Here is a 15792-nt window from a genome sequence, read left to right as displayed (position 1 = left end):
CCCCCCACTTTTAAACCCTCCCACGCGCGCGCGCGCTTTCCCCGAGCCGGTGTCGGCGTCCCCGGATGCCGGACGGCAGCCGGGCGTCCGACGGGTGCGCTCCACTTCCACCATGGTAGCGGGCAGGTTTTACGCTCGCGCGGGATAGGAGTCCGGTAATGACATCGTTCCAGTCGGAACTCGGTGGAAGCGGGGGTGATGGCGGCGAGGGCATCGCCGAGGAGCTCGCCGGGGAGCAACGCGCCATCTCCATCGCCGAGTTCTTCGACAAGAACAAGCATATGCTCGGGTTCGACTCGGGGGCCCGAGGGCTCGTCACGGCCGTCAAGGAGGCCGTCGACAACGCCCTCGACGCTACCGAGGAGGCCGACGTCCTCCCGGACATCTACGTCGAGATCGAGGAACTGGACGACTACTACCGGCTCGTGGTCGAGGACAACGGCCCCGGCATCACCAGGGAACAGGTCCCGAAGATCTTCGGCAAACTGCTGTACGGCTCCCGGTTCGGCAAGCGCGAGCAGAACCGCGGCCAGCAGGGGATCGGTATCTCCGCCGCGGTGCTGTACTCCCAGAAGACCTCCGGCAAGCCCGCGAAGATCACGTCCAAGCCACGTGGCGGCGACGCGCGCTACTTCGAGCTCATCATCGACACGGACACGAACGAGCCCGAGATCGACGTGGACCGGGGGACGACCTGGGAGCGTCCCCACGGCACCCGCATCGAGTTGGAGATGGAGGGGAACATGCGTGCGCGCCAGCAGCTCCACGACTACATCGAGCACACCGCGGTCGTCAACCCGCACGCCCGCATCGAACTGCGGGAGCCGGGACTGGACGAGCCACTGAAGTTCGAGCGCGCCACCGACCAGCTCCCCGCCGAGACGGCCGAAATCAAGCCCCACCCGCACGGGGTGGAGCTGGGAACGCTGAAGAAGATGCTCGCCGCGACGGATTCGTACTCCGTCAGCGGCTTCCTCCAGGAGGAGTTCACACGCGTCGGCGCGACCACTGCCGGCAACGTGGTCGACGCCTTCCGTGACCGCCAGTTCGGCCGGGAGATGGCCTGGCGCATCCCGACCGCGGGTGACGACGCCGACGTGACCGCCGCGGTGGTGGATGCGACGGCCAACAAGGGTGCCGAGGCGACCGACGCGTTCGGTGACCGGGTGGCGGCCGAACTCGACGAGCACGATGCCGTCGGCCACGGCGACGTGTCGCGGGCGGTCGACGCCGCTGCCGAGGCCATCGAGGAGGAGTTCGACGTCCGGCTCGGTACCACGGTCCGGGAGAACGCCGTCGCGGCCGCCTGGGCCGAGGTGACGACCGTCCGGGAGTCGGACTGCTACCGGCTCGTCGACGACGCCACCACGAAGCGGAAGGACGACGCTGCCATCGAGGGACTGGGACGCCGTGTCGCCGGGCGATTCGCCGACGCGGAGGCCGCCGAGGCTGGCGTGGGCGACGGCGCGCGGGACCGCGCCACCCGCGACACCCTCGCGGAGTGGGTGGAGTGGGCCGCCGAGCGGACCGAGGAGCGCGACGGCGAGACGTTCGGCGCGACCGCCCGGGAGAACGTGGTCGACGCGTTCTGGGCTCGCGCTCGGACGGTGCGGGCGGACCCACCGAAGGTGAGCGCCCTCGTCGACGACCGCGACGCGGTCGCGCGGCTGCTGGAGGCGATGCGGGAGACGGATATCCTCTCCCCGCCGACGGACTGCCTGGCACCCATCACCGCCGAGCTGGTGGAGGCCGGCCTCCGCAAGGAGTACGACGCGGACTTCTTCGCGGCCTGCACCCGCGACGCGGAGGTCCACGGCGGCGACCCGTTCATCGTCGAGGCCGGCATCGCCTACGGCGGTGCCTTAGACACCGAGGGGAGCGTGGAGACGCTCCGCTTTGCCAACCGCGTCCCGCTGGTCTACCAGCGCGGCGCCTGCGCGACGGTCGACGTCATCAAGGACATCAACTGGCGCAACTACAACCTCGACCAGCCGGGCGGGAGCGGCATCCCGAACGGGCCCGCGGTGCTGATGGTCCACGTCGCCTCGACGAACGTCCCGTTCACCAGCGAGTCGAAGGACGCCGTGGCCAACGTTCCGGAGATCGAGGACGAGATCGAGCTCGCGCTGCGGGAGGCCGCCCGCGAGCTGAAGACCTACCTCAACAGGCAGCGCTCGCTGAAGGAGCGCCGGCAGAAGCGGGACACGCTGGCCGAGATCCTCCCGGAGATGGCGGACAAGCTGACGGAGGTGACGGAGCGCGAGCCCCTGGACATCGACGACTCGCTGGCCCGCATCATGAACAACGTCCTCGTCGAGCGGCGCCGGGAGAACGGCCACTGCAAGCTCGTCGTCGAGAACAACGACGACGCCGGCGTCGAGCCGGAGATCACCGACATCTGCTCGGTCGACCCCGGCGAGGTCGAGGGGGCGAGCGTCGTGGAGATGGACGGGGAGTGGTTCGTCCGCTGGGAGCCGTCCGTCGGCGCGGGCGAGACGGCCGAACTCGTCTACGACGTCGACGACGCCGAGTTCGAGGTCGCCGTCGAGGGTATCGCCGAGGAGAAACTGACGACCAACACCTGACATGAGTACCGACACCGACGCCGACGCCGAGACGGACCCGAACAGCGAACGCGCCCGCGAGGAGCTCATCGAGCTCGCGAGCGAGTTCTACGACCAGTTCGCGGAGGGGGACGTCCCCCGGATGCGCATCCCCACCCGCACGAAGAGCAACATCGAGTACAGCGAGGAGAAGGGTGTCTGGGTACTGGGCGACCGCCGGACCACCCGGACGGCCAAGACGAAGGCGGGCGCCCAGAAGCTGCTGAAGGCCATCTACACCATCGAGTTCCTGGCCCAGCAGCTGGAGGAGGGCCGCTCGTCGACCCTGCGTGAGCTCTACTACCTCAGCGAGTCCTGGGACAACGAGTTCGCCCAGTTCAACGACCAGGACGACTCCAACGGCCTCATCGAGGACCTGGAGGTCGTCTCGGGGGTCACCCGCGAGGACTTCCACATGCGGCCCGAGGAGTCCGGCGCCACGCTGATGGGGCCACTCCTGCTGCGCGAGCAGACCCGCCGCGGCGAGCGCGAGATCCACTGCCAGGAGGACGTCGGCGAGGGCGGCTACCAGATCCCCAACAACCCCGACACCATCGAGTTCCTCGAGAACGACGCGGAGTTCATCCTCTGTGTGGAGACCGGCGGGATGCGCGACCGGCTCGTCGAGAACGGGTTCGACGAGGAGCACGGCTGCATCGTGGTCCATCTGAAGGGCCAGCCCGCCCGCGCCACCCGGCGCATCACCAAGCGGCTCCACGGCGAGCTGGACATCCCGGTCGTGGTCTTCACCGACAGCGACCCGTGGTCGTACCGCATCTACGGCTCCGTGGCGTACGGCTCCATCAAGTCCGCGCACCTCTCGGAGTACCTCGCCACGCCGGCGGCCCAGTTCGTCGGCATCCGCCCGCGGGACATCGTCGAGTACGACCTGCCGACGGACCCGCTGAGCGATTCGGATATCAACGCGCTGGAGTCAGAGCTGGACGACCCGCGGTTCCAGACGGAGTTCTGGCGCGAGGAGATCGAGCTCCAGCTCGATATCGGGCAGAAGGCCGAGCAGCAGGCGCTGGCCTCCCGCGGCCTCGACTTCGTGACCGACACCTACCTGCCCGAGCGGCTGGGCGAGATGGGCGTGTTCTGACCGAACCCGGCACGCCAACGCTTTTCGCGGGTCGCTCCCTCCGGGACAGCGTGCCGGAGGAGTGGATCTGCACGGAGTGTGAGTACCCCTACCACGAACCCCCGGAGGAGTGTGGCGTCTGCGGGAACGCGGTCGTCGTCCCGCAGGACGAGTACGACGCCCACACTCGCGGCGTCGACGGGGTGCTCACGCGGGCCCGGGGCCGGCTGTTGGACCCGATGTCGGCCGACCGGAACCTGCTGGGTGGTGGCCGGTTCGTGCGGCTCGCCTTCCTCGTCATCGTCGCGCTGACGGCCGTCGTCGGCCTGTTCCTCGCCGTCGGGCTACTGTTCGGCTGACTCAGCGGAGGTCACCGGGCCACGACTCCGAGAGGACGACCGGGACGCCCCGGGCGGCCACGTCGGCGGCGAACGCCCGGGAGTCAGCCTCCAGCGCGGGGAACGTGTCGTAGTGGACGGGGAGGGTCAGGTCCGGGTCCAACGCGGCGGCCAGGTCGGCCGCCCCGTGCCGGTCCATCGTGAACGAGCCACCGATGGGCGGACAGAACAGGCTCACGTCGAGTTCATCGTGGCCCGGCAGCACGTCCGTATCCCCGGGCCAGTAGACGCGGATACCGTCGGCCACGCCGGCCCCAGCGGGCGTCGGGAGCGTGAGATGGAACCCGCAGCCGAACCCCTCGGGGTGGTACGGCTCGCCCGACGGGCGCACGTGCGGGCCGTCGGGGTCGTTGTACGCCGGGGTCGTCCGCACGATGACGTCGTCGACGGCGAAATCGGCCTCGTCGTCCACGCGGCGGACGGTCCCGGGGAGGTCGACCGGTCGCGCCACATCGCGGTCGATGCGGTGGGTGTTGACCCCCTCGAACACGACGATGGTAGTCCCCTCGCTCGCGACCCGCCGGATAGCCGCCGGGTCGTAGTGGTGGTCGTGGGTGACGCAGACGAGGTCCGCGTCCACGGGTTTGACGGCCGGGCCGCGGGGATGGGTGACCCCCTCGCCGCCCGCGCCGTCGGGCGGCCACTCGCCCGCGAGGACGCCGTACCGGCCGGGGTCGCAGTAGACGACGGTTCGGTCGGCGTCGGCCGCGGCGACGGCCGGCGCGGGCGTCTCGAGCCGCAGGGTCGCGTACCCGAGCCAGTCGGCTCGGATGCCGTCGTGACGGACCATGCCCACGGCTCCGGCCAGCGGCCACCTCAACGTTCCGGCGCGGGGTTTTCAGCACCAGAGAACGCGAGAGGGTTCTTATATCGTCGGGCCGCCTCGGTCGAACAACGAGGGGTCCACAGTATGGTCAGCGACGACGAACTCGAACGACACGTGAACCGTGTAGAAACCAGCGGTCCGCGGCGTGCCCCGAGCGGTCCGACCATCGGAACCGACGACGCGGACGTCGGCCTGGCCGAACGGTTCGACCGGATGCAGACCGCCGCCCGTGACACCCACGTCGAGCTGGCACGTCGCATCGAGCACGTCGACGAGGCCAGTGCCGAGGTCGCCCGCGTCGATGACCTCGCGGCCCGGATGGAACGAATCGAGGCGCGACTCGCGGCCATCGAGGACGAGATCGCCGACTGACACTCCGGCCGTCGGCCCTCCGATATCAGCACTCGCCGTCCGCCGGCAGCCGATCTGTGATAGATATCGGATCCGAATCGCCGATTCTGCCCGGATACTGGGCATATAAATGGGTTATACCGGGGTAAAGTGAAAATAGAGTGGCCCCGTACGCGAGAGCGAAGCGGGCGCGTTTCACTCCTCCGAGACGAGCGATGTACTGGTCGTCAGGCCGGCGCACCCGAGTCGAGGAGGAGCCCTCCTCCCGAACCTTTCTCGCGCAAAGCGGATCGCCGGCGAAACCGGGCGACAAGCCGACCCGCGGCGCAGGAAACCTCCTTTACAGCACGTCGCCGAAGTCCTTGTGACCGTTGATGTCGACGCCCTCCTCGGTGACCTCGGCGAGGTAGACCCCGTTGCCGGAGCCGGTGTCGCGCTCGACGGCGGCCTTGACGCCGCTGGCGGCGACCTGCTTGGCCTCCTCGACGGAGAGGTCGTCACTGTACTCGCGCTCTAAGGTACCGTACGCGACGGTGAGGCCGGAGCCGGTGACGGTGTAGTCGTCGCCCATGACGCCGCCCGCGGGGTCGATGGAGAAGACGTGGTAGCCGTCGTCGTCGACGCCGCCGAGGATGGGGTTGATGGCGAAGAACGGGCCGCCACGGGCGAAGTTGCCAGCGAGGGTGGCGAGCGCCTCGATGTTCATGTCCTCGCCGCGACGGGCCTCGTAGAGGTCGACCTCGGCGCGCAGCGAGCGGATGAACGACTGGGCACCGCCGACGGAGCCGACGAGCGTGAGCGCGGCGTTCGGGTGGATCTGCTCGACCTTCTGGACGTTCTTGTTGGAGACGAAGCGGCCGCCGAGCGACGCGCGCATGTCCGTCGCGATGACGACGCCGTCGTCGGTGGAGATACCGATGGTGGTCGTGCCGGTGGTGTTGACCTTCTCGGCGTCCTTCTCGGAGACGTCCGGAAGGGTGCCCAGTTCGGGCTCGTACACGGCTGATTCCATCCCGTCGTCGAGGCTCGGAGCGGAGAACTCGTTCTGACGCATTGATGCCGTATACACTCGTCGCGTTGATAAAGTCACTCCTTCGGCCACCGGCGCGGCGCTCGTACCCCGGGTCACACGGGCCCGTCGTCATCGACCCCGGGGCCGGCGTCGGTGTGGGCGCGGCCGGCGAGCAGGCCGAGTGCCGCGCCGACGGCCGTCCCGAGGACCGCGGTCCCGAGGACGGTGTAGCGGAGAGCCGCCTCGAAGCCGACCACCGGCGCGCCGACGGTGACGAGGCCGCCAAGCGCCAGCGGCGCGGCCGTGGACCCGAGACGGCCCACGGACTCGCCGACGCTGACGAGACCGCCGCGGGCGCCCGCGTCCGCCAGCCCGGTCACCGTCGAGCGGTAGAGGGTGAGGACGGTCCCGAAGCCCGCGCCGACGACGGCGGCCGTCGCGGCCGCGACCGCGAGCGAGGTCGCCAGCCCGAACCCGGCGAGGCCGAGCCCGCAGAGCGCCATCGTCACGGCCAGCGGCGCCCCGCGGCCGTCGAACGCGGCGGTCAGTCGGCCGACCTGCGTCCCACCCAGCGCGGAGCCGAGACTCGCCAGCCCGACCACGAGGCCGGCGACGGCGGCCGACCCGCCCAGCAGCCGCCCGGTCACGACGGAGGCGTAGGTGAGAAAGGCGAACCAGAGGAACGAGGGGACCGCGCGACCGACGAGTGCCGCGAGGACGAGTGGGTCGCGCAGCCGCCCGAACAGCGAATCCTCGCCATCCGCATCGGCACCGTCTCCGGCGTCGGCACGGGTCGGCTCGTCGAAGACCAGCAGCACCACCAGCGCGACCGGTATCGCGGCCAGGAAGAGGGCGAACGGAAGCCGGAACTCCGCACTGACGAGCGCGCCCGCGAGGACGGGGAAGACGGCCAGCGAGAGCCCGACAGCAGCGAAGCGCACGCCCTGTGCGGTCGCCTCACGTTCGCCGGCGTACAGGTCGCCGACGCTCGCGATGAGGACCGGCCCGATGCCGGTGTAGCCGAGCCCCTGCAGGAGCCGGAGCCCGACGACGACACGGAAATCCGTCGTCAGGGCGGCAGCAGCGCCGGCGACCCCGAACAGGGCCAGCCCTGCGGCCAGGACGGGACGGCGGCCGACCCGGTCCGAGAGCGCGCCCACCAGCGGGATGGCGACGATGGACGGGGCCGTGAAGGCGGCCATCAGCAGCCCGACGCGGGCGACCGAGACACCGTAGGGACCCGCCAGCGACTCCAACACCGGCGAGACGACCGATGACCCCATCGGCGAGATGACGCTCCCGAGCAGCAGGACCTGGAACGTCCGGTCCCGGACCACGTCCGACTCCGTCCCGAACAGCCGCGTGAGGAGGCCCGCGACGGGTCCGCCCGTCGCCGAGCTCGCTCCCCCGCCGGGTCCATCGGCGCCCGACATTCAGAGACCCATGTCGGCCGTCGCGCGGTCCAGTCCCAGTACGAGCGCGGCGCCGGCGGAGCCCGCGGCGAGAAGGCCGATGACGACCGACATCGACGGCGTCGCGACGCTCCCCGCGATGCGCATCGCCGGCAGTCGGAGGGCCCCGATCATCAGGCTCACGAGCAGCGTCAGCGTCGCGGCCCGGTAGTGGTCAAGCGCCCACCGGATGGCGTGGGCCACGGTCAGCAGACCGACGACCGCGCCCGCACAGAAGGTGACCACGACCGCGCCCGGGCCGACGAGGTCCGCACGCGCGCCCCCCGTGGCCAGCGCGAGCGCGGCGTCGACGAACGTCCCCAGCGTGCCGATCATGAACTCGTACTGGCCGAGCACCAGCAGCAGGAAGGAGCCGCTGATACCGGGTAGCACCATCGCCGAGACGGCGACCGACCCGGCGAGGAAGACCACGGGGAGCGTGCTGGGCAACGCGGCCGCGATGGGCCCGGTAAGGATGAAAGCGGCCACGACCCCGCCGACCGCGACAGCGACCCGACGTGGGGTTCCGACGTCGACCTCACCGTAGAGGACGACCGCGCTGGCCGCGATGAGCCCGAAGAAGAACGCGAACGTGAGCGCGGGGAACCGGGCGAGGGCGACCGCCAGCAGCCGCGAGAGCGTCACCACGGCGGTCACGATGCCGCCGCCCAGCGCGAGCAGGAAGGGCACCTCCATCTCCCGGAGTCGGGTCACCAGCGCGGCACGCCCGGCGCTCGTGTGGACGTCGGCAAGCAGGAACACCGCCAGCGGGTCGAGCTCCGTGATGGCGGTCACCAGCCGCTCGTAGATGCCGACGATGAGCGCCACCGTCCCGCCCGACACGCCTGGAACGGTGTCGGCGGCGCCCATCGCGGCACCCTTCAGGTAGACCGAGAGCCACCAGGGGACCGCGATGCCGGAACCCGTGGTCTCGGTCGGTCGGGAGTCCGACTCCCCCATTTCAGGGGAGTGCGGCGAGCGGCGGCGTCGACCACACGGGCGCTGCCAGCGACGCCGTACCGTTGGTCGGCGCCGGGGTCGGCGTCGGCGTGGTGTTCGTCCCGGACCCACCCTCGTCCGTGGTGTTGGTATCGCCACCGGAGTCGGTGGTGTTCCCGTCGTCGGTCCGACCCTCCGGCTCGGCGAGGACCGTCTCCTCGAGCGTCACCTGCACGGTGCCGTCGTCACGGCCGATGACCTGTTCTTCGGAGACGTTGGCGGTAGCCTGGAACCGGGACGCGACGAGCGAGTCGTTGGTCGTCACCGGGGTGGTGAGCCGGTACGGCCCGGTGGCACGGACGGAGACGTTCGTCGCGCCGTTCTCCGGCCCGAACCGGTCGTACCCCTCCGTCGAGTACGGTACCGTCATCGTGAACGAGCCGTCGTCACCGGTCTCGACCTGCTGCTCGTAGGTGAACGTCCGGTTGTTGGTCGGGATGCGCATCTGTACGCTCGCGGTGACGTTCGCGTTCGCCGGACCCTCGCCCTCGATCGTCGCGCCCTCGACCCGCTCGAAGGTCTTCAGATACGGCTGCTGCTCGATGGGTTGGGGCGGCTGCCGGTTCAGCCGCGACCAGAGACCGAACGCCCGGCTGATGGGCGTCTGGGCGCTCCGTTCGGAGGCCCAGACCAGTCGGTAATGCTCCATCGCCGGCACGGGTTCGGCCGGCTTGCCGAGCACGCCGCCGATCTGCGCGGTCCCGTCCTGGCGGACGTACTGTTCCGCCGCGCTCATGTTGGGGAAGCTCCGGACCGGCTGGGTCGACGCGGTGATTCCGGGGATGGTCTGCCCCCGGTAGTCGACCCGTTCCCAGTCGGCCACAACGACGCTCCCGTCACGGAACGTCGGCTCGGCCCGGCTGCCGTGGTACTGGTAGAGCCGCGTCCGGAAGCTCTCCATCGACCGCTGGCTGTGGACCGCGTATCGGCTCACCAGTCGGGTCCGCTGCTGTCTCTGTTGGGCGACGAACAGCGTCCGCTGGAGGTCCCGCGCTCCGAGTTGCCGAAGGCCCGGGTCGGACGGCCCGGACCCCCCGTACTCCGTGACGACGTGCTCGCCGGTCTCGTTGTCGACGGCGTATCGCCGCTGCCACGCGGACGGGGCACTGAACTTCCGGGTCCCGGCGACACCCAGCTGGTAGTCGAGCATCACGTACCGGGTCTGTTCGTCGCCACCGTTGACCATCCGCTCGCGCGCGTACGACTCGTTGGTCGAGAGCAGCACCTCGGCGGAGTACTGCGCGTTCTGCTGGAACGGGTTGGCGTTCGGTACCCGGTCGCCGAGCACCGTTATCCAGTGGCCGTAGTCCCACCACGCGAGCACGCCGTAGTCCCCGGACCCGTACTGGAAGTCGTCCGTCCGCTCGTAACTGCCGTATATCCCATCCGACAGTCCGCTGTCGGGGTTCTCACCCCATTCGCCCTCCTCGGGTGTCTGCTCGTCGAGCCAGCTCAACCCGGCCTCCCAGTTCTGGACCTCGCCCGGGGAGGCCTGCCCGGCCGCCGTGTCGACGACGTTGGAGTAGCTACCGCCGCTCGGACGGATCGCGAGCGGTGCCGTCACGATGAGGAGTATCGCGACGATGGAGAGCACCTGATACCCCTGGATGCTCCGGATGTCACGGGCGATCTCGTCGACGTCGAGCAGGTCGAACGCCTGCTTGGCGGCGTAGGCGTTCAGCGTGCAGACCGAGAGGATGAAGTAGTAGTCGAAGCGCCGCTGGGTGAACATCGCGGCCAGCAGGAACAGCGACCAGATGACGATGAAGCTGCCGATGGGGTCGATATCGTCCTGCTTGAGCGTCCGGTACGTGAGGTAGACGAGACCGCCGATGGCGGTGTAGAAGGCGAGCCCGTAGGCGTTGTAGACGAACTGTCCGGGGTTCTGCACGGGCGTTGCCTCGGCGACCGTCCGGGCGGTATCGGTCGCACCGAAGCCGATGACCCGGAGGAGCTGGTTCCGGAAGAAGCCGAAGAGATCCGGGAGCACCACTGCGACCAGGCCAACGATCACGAGGCCGACGCCGACCAGCGCGGCCGGGAACGCTGCCCGTGGGAGGTCCCGGTCGAGTCGCTCCCAGACCCGGCTCCCGCCGACGATGACCACACAGGCCAGAGCGGCCCCGCCGGCGACGAACGGCTGTGCGAGCGAGAACCGGGTCGCAGAGAACCCGAACTCGTTAATCGGGAGGAGCACCATGACGGACGTAACGGTCATCGTCACCGCACCGGCGATACCGACGTGATCGGGGCTGTGACCACGGATGAACGTCCCCAGGAGGTAGAGGGCGAAGAACAGGCCCAGGATACCGGCGAGGAACACACCGGGCGGCCACACCCAGACGTAGAGGCCGGTCGCGACGCCGGCAGCGGTCGACCAGAGCAGCGTCGGCCGGAGCGCGTCCCAGTCACCCGTCGTGAAGAGCTCCCAGATGGGGCGGTCTCGCTGGGCGACCGCGAGCGCCGCGAGCACGAGGACGACGGCCACGGCCATGAACAGCGTCTCGGCGACGTGGTGGTCGGAGAAGCCGACGATGGAGCGGGTGAGGAACTGTCCAGGTGTCAGCGCGAGGACGAGTGCGCCGACGATACCCCCCGCCTTTCCGCCGACGCGCTTGCCCAGGTAGAACACCGGGATGAGAACGAGGGCACCGAAGACGGCGGGCGCGAACAGCGTCACCAGTTTGACCTGGAACTCGGTGGGCGACCCCAGCCCGTAGACGAGGGCCGCGGTCGCGATGAGTTGGTCGAACAGTGTGCCGAACTGGCCGACGCTGGTCCCGGTCGGGAAGCTGGTCCACGGGTCGAACGGCATCGTCGCCGGCCACTCCTCGACCGTGTACTGGACCATTCGGTAGTGATACCAGGCGTCGTTGCCGGCGAACAGGACCGTCTCGCCGTTGACGTACCCCTCCCAACCTCGTGCGCGGATCCAGAGCATGAACCCGAACAGCGCCGCGAGCACCGGGACGTGATAGTAGGCCCGGAGCGCGTCGGTCGACAGGTCGAAATCCTCGACCTGTTCGGAGAGCGACTTCGAGGGCTGGCTCATTGACCGAACGGGGGGCCAAAACCCGCATAAGCCTTTTGCGATGGCCGCGACGGTCACAGTGCCGGCTCTCGGCTCCGTGCGCCGTGGCCGAGGCGGTCCCGACGGGTCGCGGCGGACCGACACGCCTTTGCGCGCTTCGGCCGGGCCCCAACCCATGACCGACACCGGCGAGGACGACCCGACCGACGGGGCCGACGAGGAGGGGCTGACCTACGCCGAGGCCGGCGTCGACATCGACGCGAGCGAGGCCGCGACCGCGGCGCTCGTCGGCGCCGCCGAGGGTGTTGCGGGCGACTACGCCGGGTTGCTCGACATCGGCGACCGGTATCTCGCGCTCGCGACCGACGGCGTCGGCACGAAACTGCTCGTCGCCGAGGCGCTCGGCGACTACTCCACCGTCGGCATCGACTGCATCGCCATGAACGTCAACGACCTCGTCGCCGCTGGCGTCACGCCGGCCGCGTTCGTCGACTACCTCGCGGTGGACGAGCCGGACGAGGGGTTCGCCGAGCAGGTCGGCGAGGGACTGCGCGCGGGCTGTGACGCCGCGGACATCGAACTCGTCGCCGGGGAGACGGCCGTGATGCCGGAGGTCGTCACCGGCCTCGACCTGGCGGGCACCTGTGCCGGCCTCGCGACCGACGACGACCTGTTCCCCGGCGAGGCCGGGGCGGGCGACGCGCTCGTCGGCTTCCCCGCCTCGGGCATCCACTCGAACGGCCTCACGCTCGCGCGAGAGGTGACCACGCGCGGGCACTCGTACACGGACCCCTTCCCGGTCGCGGAGTACGGCCGGCCGAACTGCTCGCGCGTCGCGGACGGCGAGACGCCCCGCATCGGCGACGTTCTGCTGGAGCCGACGCGGATCTACACCGACCTGCTGGGTCCGCTCCGCCGGGCCGAGGCTCGCGCCGCCGCCCACGTCACTGGCGGCGGCTGGACGAACCTGACCCGCCTGGGCGAACATCGGTACGTCATCGACGACCCGTTCGACCCCGACCCGGTTCTCGACTTCGTGCGGGCCGAGGGGTCGGTCGACGACGGGGAGATGCACCGCACGTTCAACATGGGAACCGGCCTCGTCGCCGCGCTCGACCCCGCCGATGCGGACGCGGTGGTCGAGGCGACCGACGGGCGCGTCATCGGGCACGTCGAGGCGGCGGACGGCGACGCACACGTCGAGATTCGCGACCTATCGCTCGAGTAGCCGTTTCATACCGATAGTTCTGCGTCAGATATGGCTGTTCGTGTATTAGCAACGCTCGGATGAGGTAATACCTCCCCTCCGGCTCCCACTCTCGTCAGCGGAGATGCGTCGCCACGTCCGCTTCGGTGATGATGCCGACCATCGTGCCGCCGTCCATGACGATGATGGCGGGGTTGTGGTCGAGGTAGTCGTTGATCTCGTCGAGCGTGGCGTCGCCTCCGACCGTCACGATGGACTCGCCCATCGCCTCGGCGACGGGGATCTCGTCGACCTCGTCGGCGCCGTAATGACGGACGTCGGAGTTGGAGATGAGCCCGACGGGGGTGCCGCCCTCGTCGGTCACGGGGAGCTGGGAGAAGCCGGCCTCGCCCATCAGGTCGATGGCGGCGGCGACGCTGTCGTCGCGGGAGACGAAGGTGAGGTCGCGGTTCATGATGTCCTCGGCACGCTTGATGGCGCCCTCGGCCTCGTTCATCGCGTTGACGATGCGGCGCAGCGTCGAGAGCCGGGGGTCGACGTCGCCACCCTCGATGCGCGCGATGAGCGGCTGGGAGACGCCGGCCATCTCCGCCAGCTCGCTCTGGGTCATGTCCAGGTCCTTCTTCCGCCGCTCGCGGAGCTCGGCGGCCGTCGGCAGTTCCATACCGAGTGATAACCACGGGTTATCACAAAAGCGTTCTGGGGGGGACGACCCCCGGTTACAGCCCCTCGTCCGGCGTCGGGATGCCCTCCTCGGGCGGGACGCCGTCGTCCTCGAGTTCGAACGACTCGCGGACCTCGCGGATGCGGTCCCGGATGTCGGCGGCGAGTTCGAACTCCAGGTTGTCGGCGGCCTCCCGCATCCGGCGTTCGAGGCGCTCGATCAGCTCGCGGGCCTCGTCGGGGTCGTCGGCCTCGAGGCCGCTCACGTCGCCGGTCTCGGTCTCCGCGCCGGGGAGGTTCGTCTCCCCGACCTCCTTCTCGATGGTCGTCGGGGTGTGGCCCTGTGTCTCGTTGAACTCCCGCTGGATGCGACGGCGGCGCTGGGTCTCCTCGATGGCCGCCGCCATCGAGTCGGTCGTCTCGTCCGCGTAGAGGACGACCTCGCCGTTGACGTTCCGCGCGGCCCGGCCCATCGTCTGGACGAGTGTCGTCTCCGACCGGAGGAACCCCTCCTGGTCGGCGTCGAGGATGGCGACGAGACTCACCTCGGGGATGTCCAGCCCCTCGCGCAGCAGGTTGATGCCGACGAGCACCTGGATCTCGCCGAGCCGCAGGCTCCGGATGAGTTCGTGGCGCTCCAGGGTGTCCGTCTCGTCGTGCATGTACGCGACGTCGACCCCGGCCTCCTCCAGGTACTCCGTGAGGTCCTCGGCCATCCGCTTGGTGAGCGTCGTCACGAGGGCGCGCTCGTCCCCGGGCATCGCGTCGATGCGGTCAAGCAGGTCCTCGACCTGGCCCTCCGCGGGCTCGACGGTCACCTCGGGGTCGACGAGGTGGGTCGGCCGGACGATCTGCTCGACCACCTGCTCGGAGTGGTCGCGCTCGTAGTCGCCCGGCGTCGCGCTGACGTACAGGGTGCGGTCGGTTCGCTCCTCGAACTCCTCGAACGAGAGCGGCCGGTTGTCGTAGGCCGTCGGGAGCCGGAAGCCGTTGTCGACGAGCGACTCCTTGCGCGCCTTGTCCCCGGCGAGCTGTCCGCGGATCTGGGGCAGTGTCTGGTGGGACTCGTCGACGACAGTGAGGAACTCATCGGGGAAGTAGTCCAGCAGCGTGTAGGGCGCCTCCCCGGACTCGCGGTCCGAGAGGTGGACGGAGTAGTTCTCGATGCCCGAGCAGTAGCCCGTCTCGCGCATCATCTCCAGGTCGAAGGTGGTCCGCTCCTCGATGCGCTGGGCCGCAACGAGGTCGCCCTGCCGCTCGAAGTGGCGCACCCGGTCCTCCATCAGCCTCTCGATCTCCTCGATGGCGCGCTCTATGCGCTGCTCGGGGATGGAGTAGTGCTCGGCCGGGTGGAACAGCACCGCGGGCTCCTGGCTCCGGATCTCGCCCGCCAGCGGGTCGAGCTTCTGGAGCCGGTCGACCTCGTCGCCCCAGAACTCCACCCGCACCGCGTAGCGGCCGTACATCGGGAACACCTCGACTGTGTCCCCGCGCACGCGGAAGGTGCCGTTCGTGAAGTCCACGTCGTTGCGTTCGTAGTTCAGGTCGACCAGCCGCGCCAGGAGTTCGTCGCGGTCGATCTCGTCACCCTCCTCCAGCCGCATCGCCATGTCGACGTAGTTCGCGGGGTCGCCCAGCCCGTAGATGGCCGAGACGGAGGCCACCACGATGACGTCGTCCCTGGTGAGCAGCGACCGCGTCGCGGAGTGGCGCAGCCGGTCGATCTCGTCGTTGATGGAGGCGTCCTTGTCGATGTAGGTGTCCGTCCCCTCGACGTAGGCCTCGGGCTGGTAGTAGTCGTAGTAGGAGACGAAGTACTCGACGGCGTTGTCCGGGAACAGGTTGCGGAACTCCTCGTACAGCTGCGCCGCGAGGGTCTTGTTGTGCGCGATGACCAGCGTGGGCTGCTGGAGCTCCTCGACGGCCCAGGAGACGGTGTTGGTCTTCCCCGACCCCGTCACGCCCAGCAGGGTCTGTTTCGTCATCCCCGACTCGTAGCCGTCGACGAGTTCGCGGATGGCGTCGGGCTGGTCCCCGGCGGGGTCGAACGGGGCGTCGACGCGGAAGGGGCGCTCGGCCTCGGGCCGGTCGGGCGAGAGGGCACCGCCCGTCGAATCACTCATGACGGTGACTGGAGGGCGGGACACTTGAGCGGCGCGCCCGCGGGCCG

Annotated in this window: 12 protein-coding genes; 5 read left to right on the top strand and 7 right to left on the bottom strand. The window is 69.7% G+C overall.

Annotated elements, in window-relative coordinates; all coding sequences use genetic code 11:
* Window positions 1-158 precede the first annotated feature (158 nt).
* Genes DP107_RS13035 through DP107_RS13025 form a run of 3 tightly spaced genes read left to right on the top strand, consistent with a single transcriptional unit; the run spans window position 159 to window position 4043 of the window.
* Window positions 159-2585, top strand: a complete 2427-nt coding sequence (locus DP107_RS13035) for a DNA topoisomerase VI subunit B (protein ID WP_144262589.1) — start codon at window positions 159-161, stop codon at window positions 2583-2585.
* A gap of 1 nt (window position 2586) precedes the next feature.
* Window positions 2587-3705, top strand: coding sequence for a DNA topoisomerase IV subunit A (locus DP107_RS13030; protein WP_144262588.1), 1119 nt, complete (start codon window positions 2587-2589; stop codon window positions 3703-3705).
* A 50-nt stretch (window positions 3706-3755) separates the two neighbouring features.
* On the top strand, window positions 3756-4043 hold the full coding sequence (locus DP107_RS13025) for a hypothetical protein (protein WP_144262587.1): 288 nt from the start codon (window positions 3756-3758) through the stop codon (window positions 4041-4043).
* Window position 4044: 1 nt separating this feature from the next.
* Here DP107_RS13025 and DP107_RS13020 read toward each other — a convergent pair whose 3' ends face one another.
* Complete coding sequence (locus tag DP107_RS13020; protein WP_144262586.1) at window positions 4045-4872, bottom strand: MBL fold metallo-hydrolase; 828 nt, start codon at window positions 4870-4872, stop codon at window positions 4045-4047.
* Between the two features lie 120 nt (window positions 4873-4992).
* Here DP107_RS13020 and DP107_RS13015 point away from each other — a divergent pair, with 120 nt between their 5' ends.
* Window positions 4993-5280, top strand: a complete 288-nt coding sequence (locus tag DP107_RS13015) for a hypothetical protein (protein WP_144262585.1) — start codon at window positions 4993-4995, stop codon at window positions 5278-5280.
* 319 nt (window positions 5281-5599) lie between these two features.
* Here DP107_RS13015 and psmB read toward each other — a convergent pair whose 3' ends face one another.
* The 4 genes from psmB to DP107_RS12995 all read right to left on the bottom strand — a co-directional run bounded on the left by psmB (window position 5600) and on the right by DP107_RS12995 (window position 11773).
* Window positions 5600-6313 carry an archaeal proteasome endopeptidase complex subunit beta gene (psmB, locus tag DP107_RS13010; protein WP_144262584.1) on the bottom strand — a complete coding sequence of 238 codons (714 nt, stop codon included), beginning with the start codon at window positions 6311-6313 and terminating at the stop codon, window positions 5600-5602.
* Window positions 6314-6384: 71 nt separating this feature from the next.
* Window positions 6385-7704 carry an MFS transporter gene (locus tag DP107_RS13005; RefSeq protein WP_144262583.1) on the bottom strand — a complete coding sequence of 440 codons (1320 nt, stop codon included), beginning with the start codon at window positions 7702-7704 and terminating at the stop codon, window positions 6385-6387.
* A complete protein-coding gene (locus DP107_RS13000) occupies window positions 7705-8682 on the bottom strand; it encodes a DUF368 domain-containing protein (protein WP_144262582.1) in 978 nt (325 codons plus the stop codon). It abuts the gene before it with no gap.
* Window position 8683: 1 nt separating this feature from the next.
* Window positions 8684-11773 carry an oligosaccharyl transferase, archaeosortase A system-associated gene (locus DP107_RS12995; protein ID WP_185977306.1) on the bottom strand — a complete coding sequence of 1030 codons (3090 nt, stop codon included), beginning with the start codon at window positions 11771-11773 and terminating at the stop codon, window positions 8684-8686.
* Between the two features lie 154 nt (window positions 11774-11927).
* Here DP107_RS12995 and purM point away from each other — a divergent pair, with 154 nt between their 5' ends.
* Complete coding sequence (purM, locus tag DP107_RS12990; protein WP_144262580.1) at window positions 11928-12980, top strand: phosphoribosylformylglycinamidine cyclo-ligase; 1053 nt, start codon at window positions 11928-11930, stop codon at window positions 12978-12980.
* 94 nt (window positions 12981-13074) lie between these two features.
* On the opposite strand, the gene DP107_RS12985 is transcribed toward purM, so the two are convergent.
* Together DP107_RS12985 and uvrB are read right to left on the bottom strand one after the other, a co-directional pair.
* Window positions 13075-13623 carry a CBS domain-containing protein gene (locus tag DP107_RS12985; protein WP_144262579.1) on the bottom strand — a complete coding sequence of 183 codons (549 nt, stop codon included), beginning with the start codon at window positions 13621-13623 and terminating at the stop codon, window positions 13075-13077.
* A 55-nt stretch (window positions 13624-13678) separates the two neighbouring features.
* Complete coding sequence (gene uvrB / locus DP107_RS12980; RefSeq protein WP_144262578.1) at window positions 13679-15745, bottom strand: excinuclease ABC subunit UvrB; 2067 nt, start codon at window positions 15743-15745, stop codon at window positions 13679-13681.
* Between the last annotated feature and the right edge of the window lie 47 nt (window positions 15746-15792).

The sequence above is a fragment of the Haloglomus irregulare genome (assembly GCF_007421925.1).
GTDB classification, from domain to species: Archaea; Halobacteriota; Halobacteria; order Halobacteriales; family Haloarculaceae; genus Haloglomus; species Haloglomus irregulare.
This window is presented reverse-complemented; position numbering and strand designations above follow the sequence as displayed.

Coding starts and splice junctions, on each gene's coding strand:
- DP107_RS13035 (WP_144262589.1), top strand. CDS start 159: ATGACATCGTTCCAGTCGGAACTCGGTGGAAGCGGGGGTGATGGCGGC.
- DP107_RS13030 (WP_144262588.1), top strand. CDS start 2,587: ATGAGTACCGACACCGACGCCGACGCCGAGACGGACCCGAACAGCGAA.
- DP107_RS13020 (WP_144262586.1), bottom strand. CDS start 4,872: ATGGTCCGTCACGACGGCATCCGAGCCGACTGGCTCGGGTACGCGACC.
- DP107_RS13015 (WP_144262585.1), top strand. CDS start 4,993: ATGGTCAGCGACGACGAACTCGAACGACACGTGAACCGTGTAGAAACC.
- psmB (WP_144262584.1), bottom strand. CDS start 6,313: ATGCGTCAGAACGAGTTCTCCGCTCCGAGCCTCGACGACGGGATGGAA.
- DP107_RS13005 (WP_144262583.1), bottom strand. CDS start 7,704: ATGTCGGGCGCCGATGGACCCGGCGGGGGAGCGAGCTCGGCGACGGGC.
- DP107_RS13000 (WP_144262582.1), bottom strand. CDS start 8,682: ATGGGGGAGTCGGACTCCCGACCGACCGAGACCACGGGTTCCGGCATC.
- DP107_RS12995 (WP_185977306.1), bottom strand. CDS start 11,773: ATGAGCCAGCCCTCGAAGTCGCTCTCCGAACAGGTCGAGGATTTCGAC.
- purM (WP_144262580.1), top strand. CDS start 11,928: ATGACCGACACCGGCGAGGACGACCCGACCGACGGGGCCGACGAGGAG.
- DP107_RS12985 (WP_144262579.1), bottom strand. CDS start 13,623: ATGGAACTGCCGACGGCCGCCGAGCTCCGCGAGCGGCGGAAGAAGGAC.
- uvrB (WP_144262578.1), bottom strand. CDS start 15,745: ATGAGTGATTCGACGGGCGGTGCCCTCTCGCCCGACCGGCCCGAGGCC.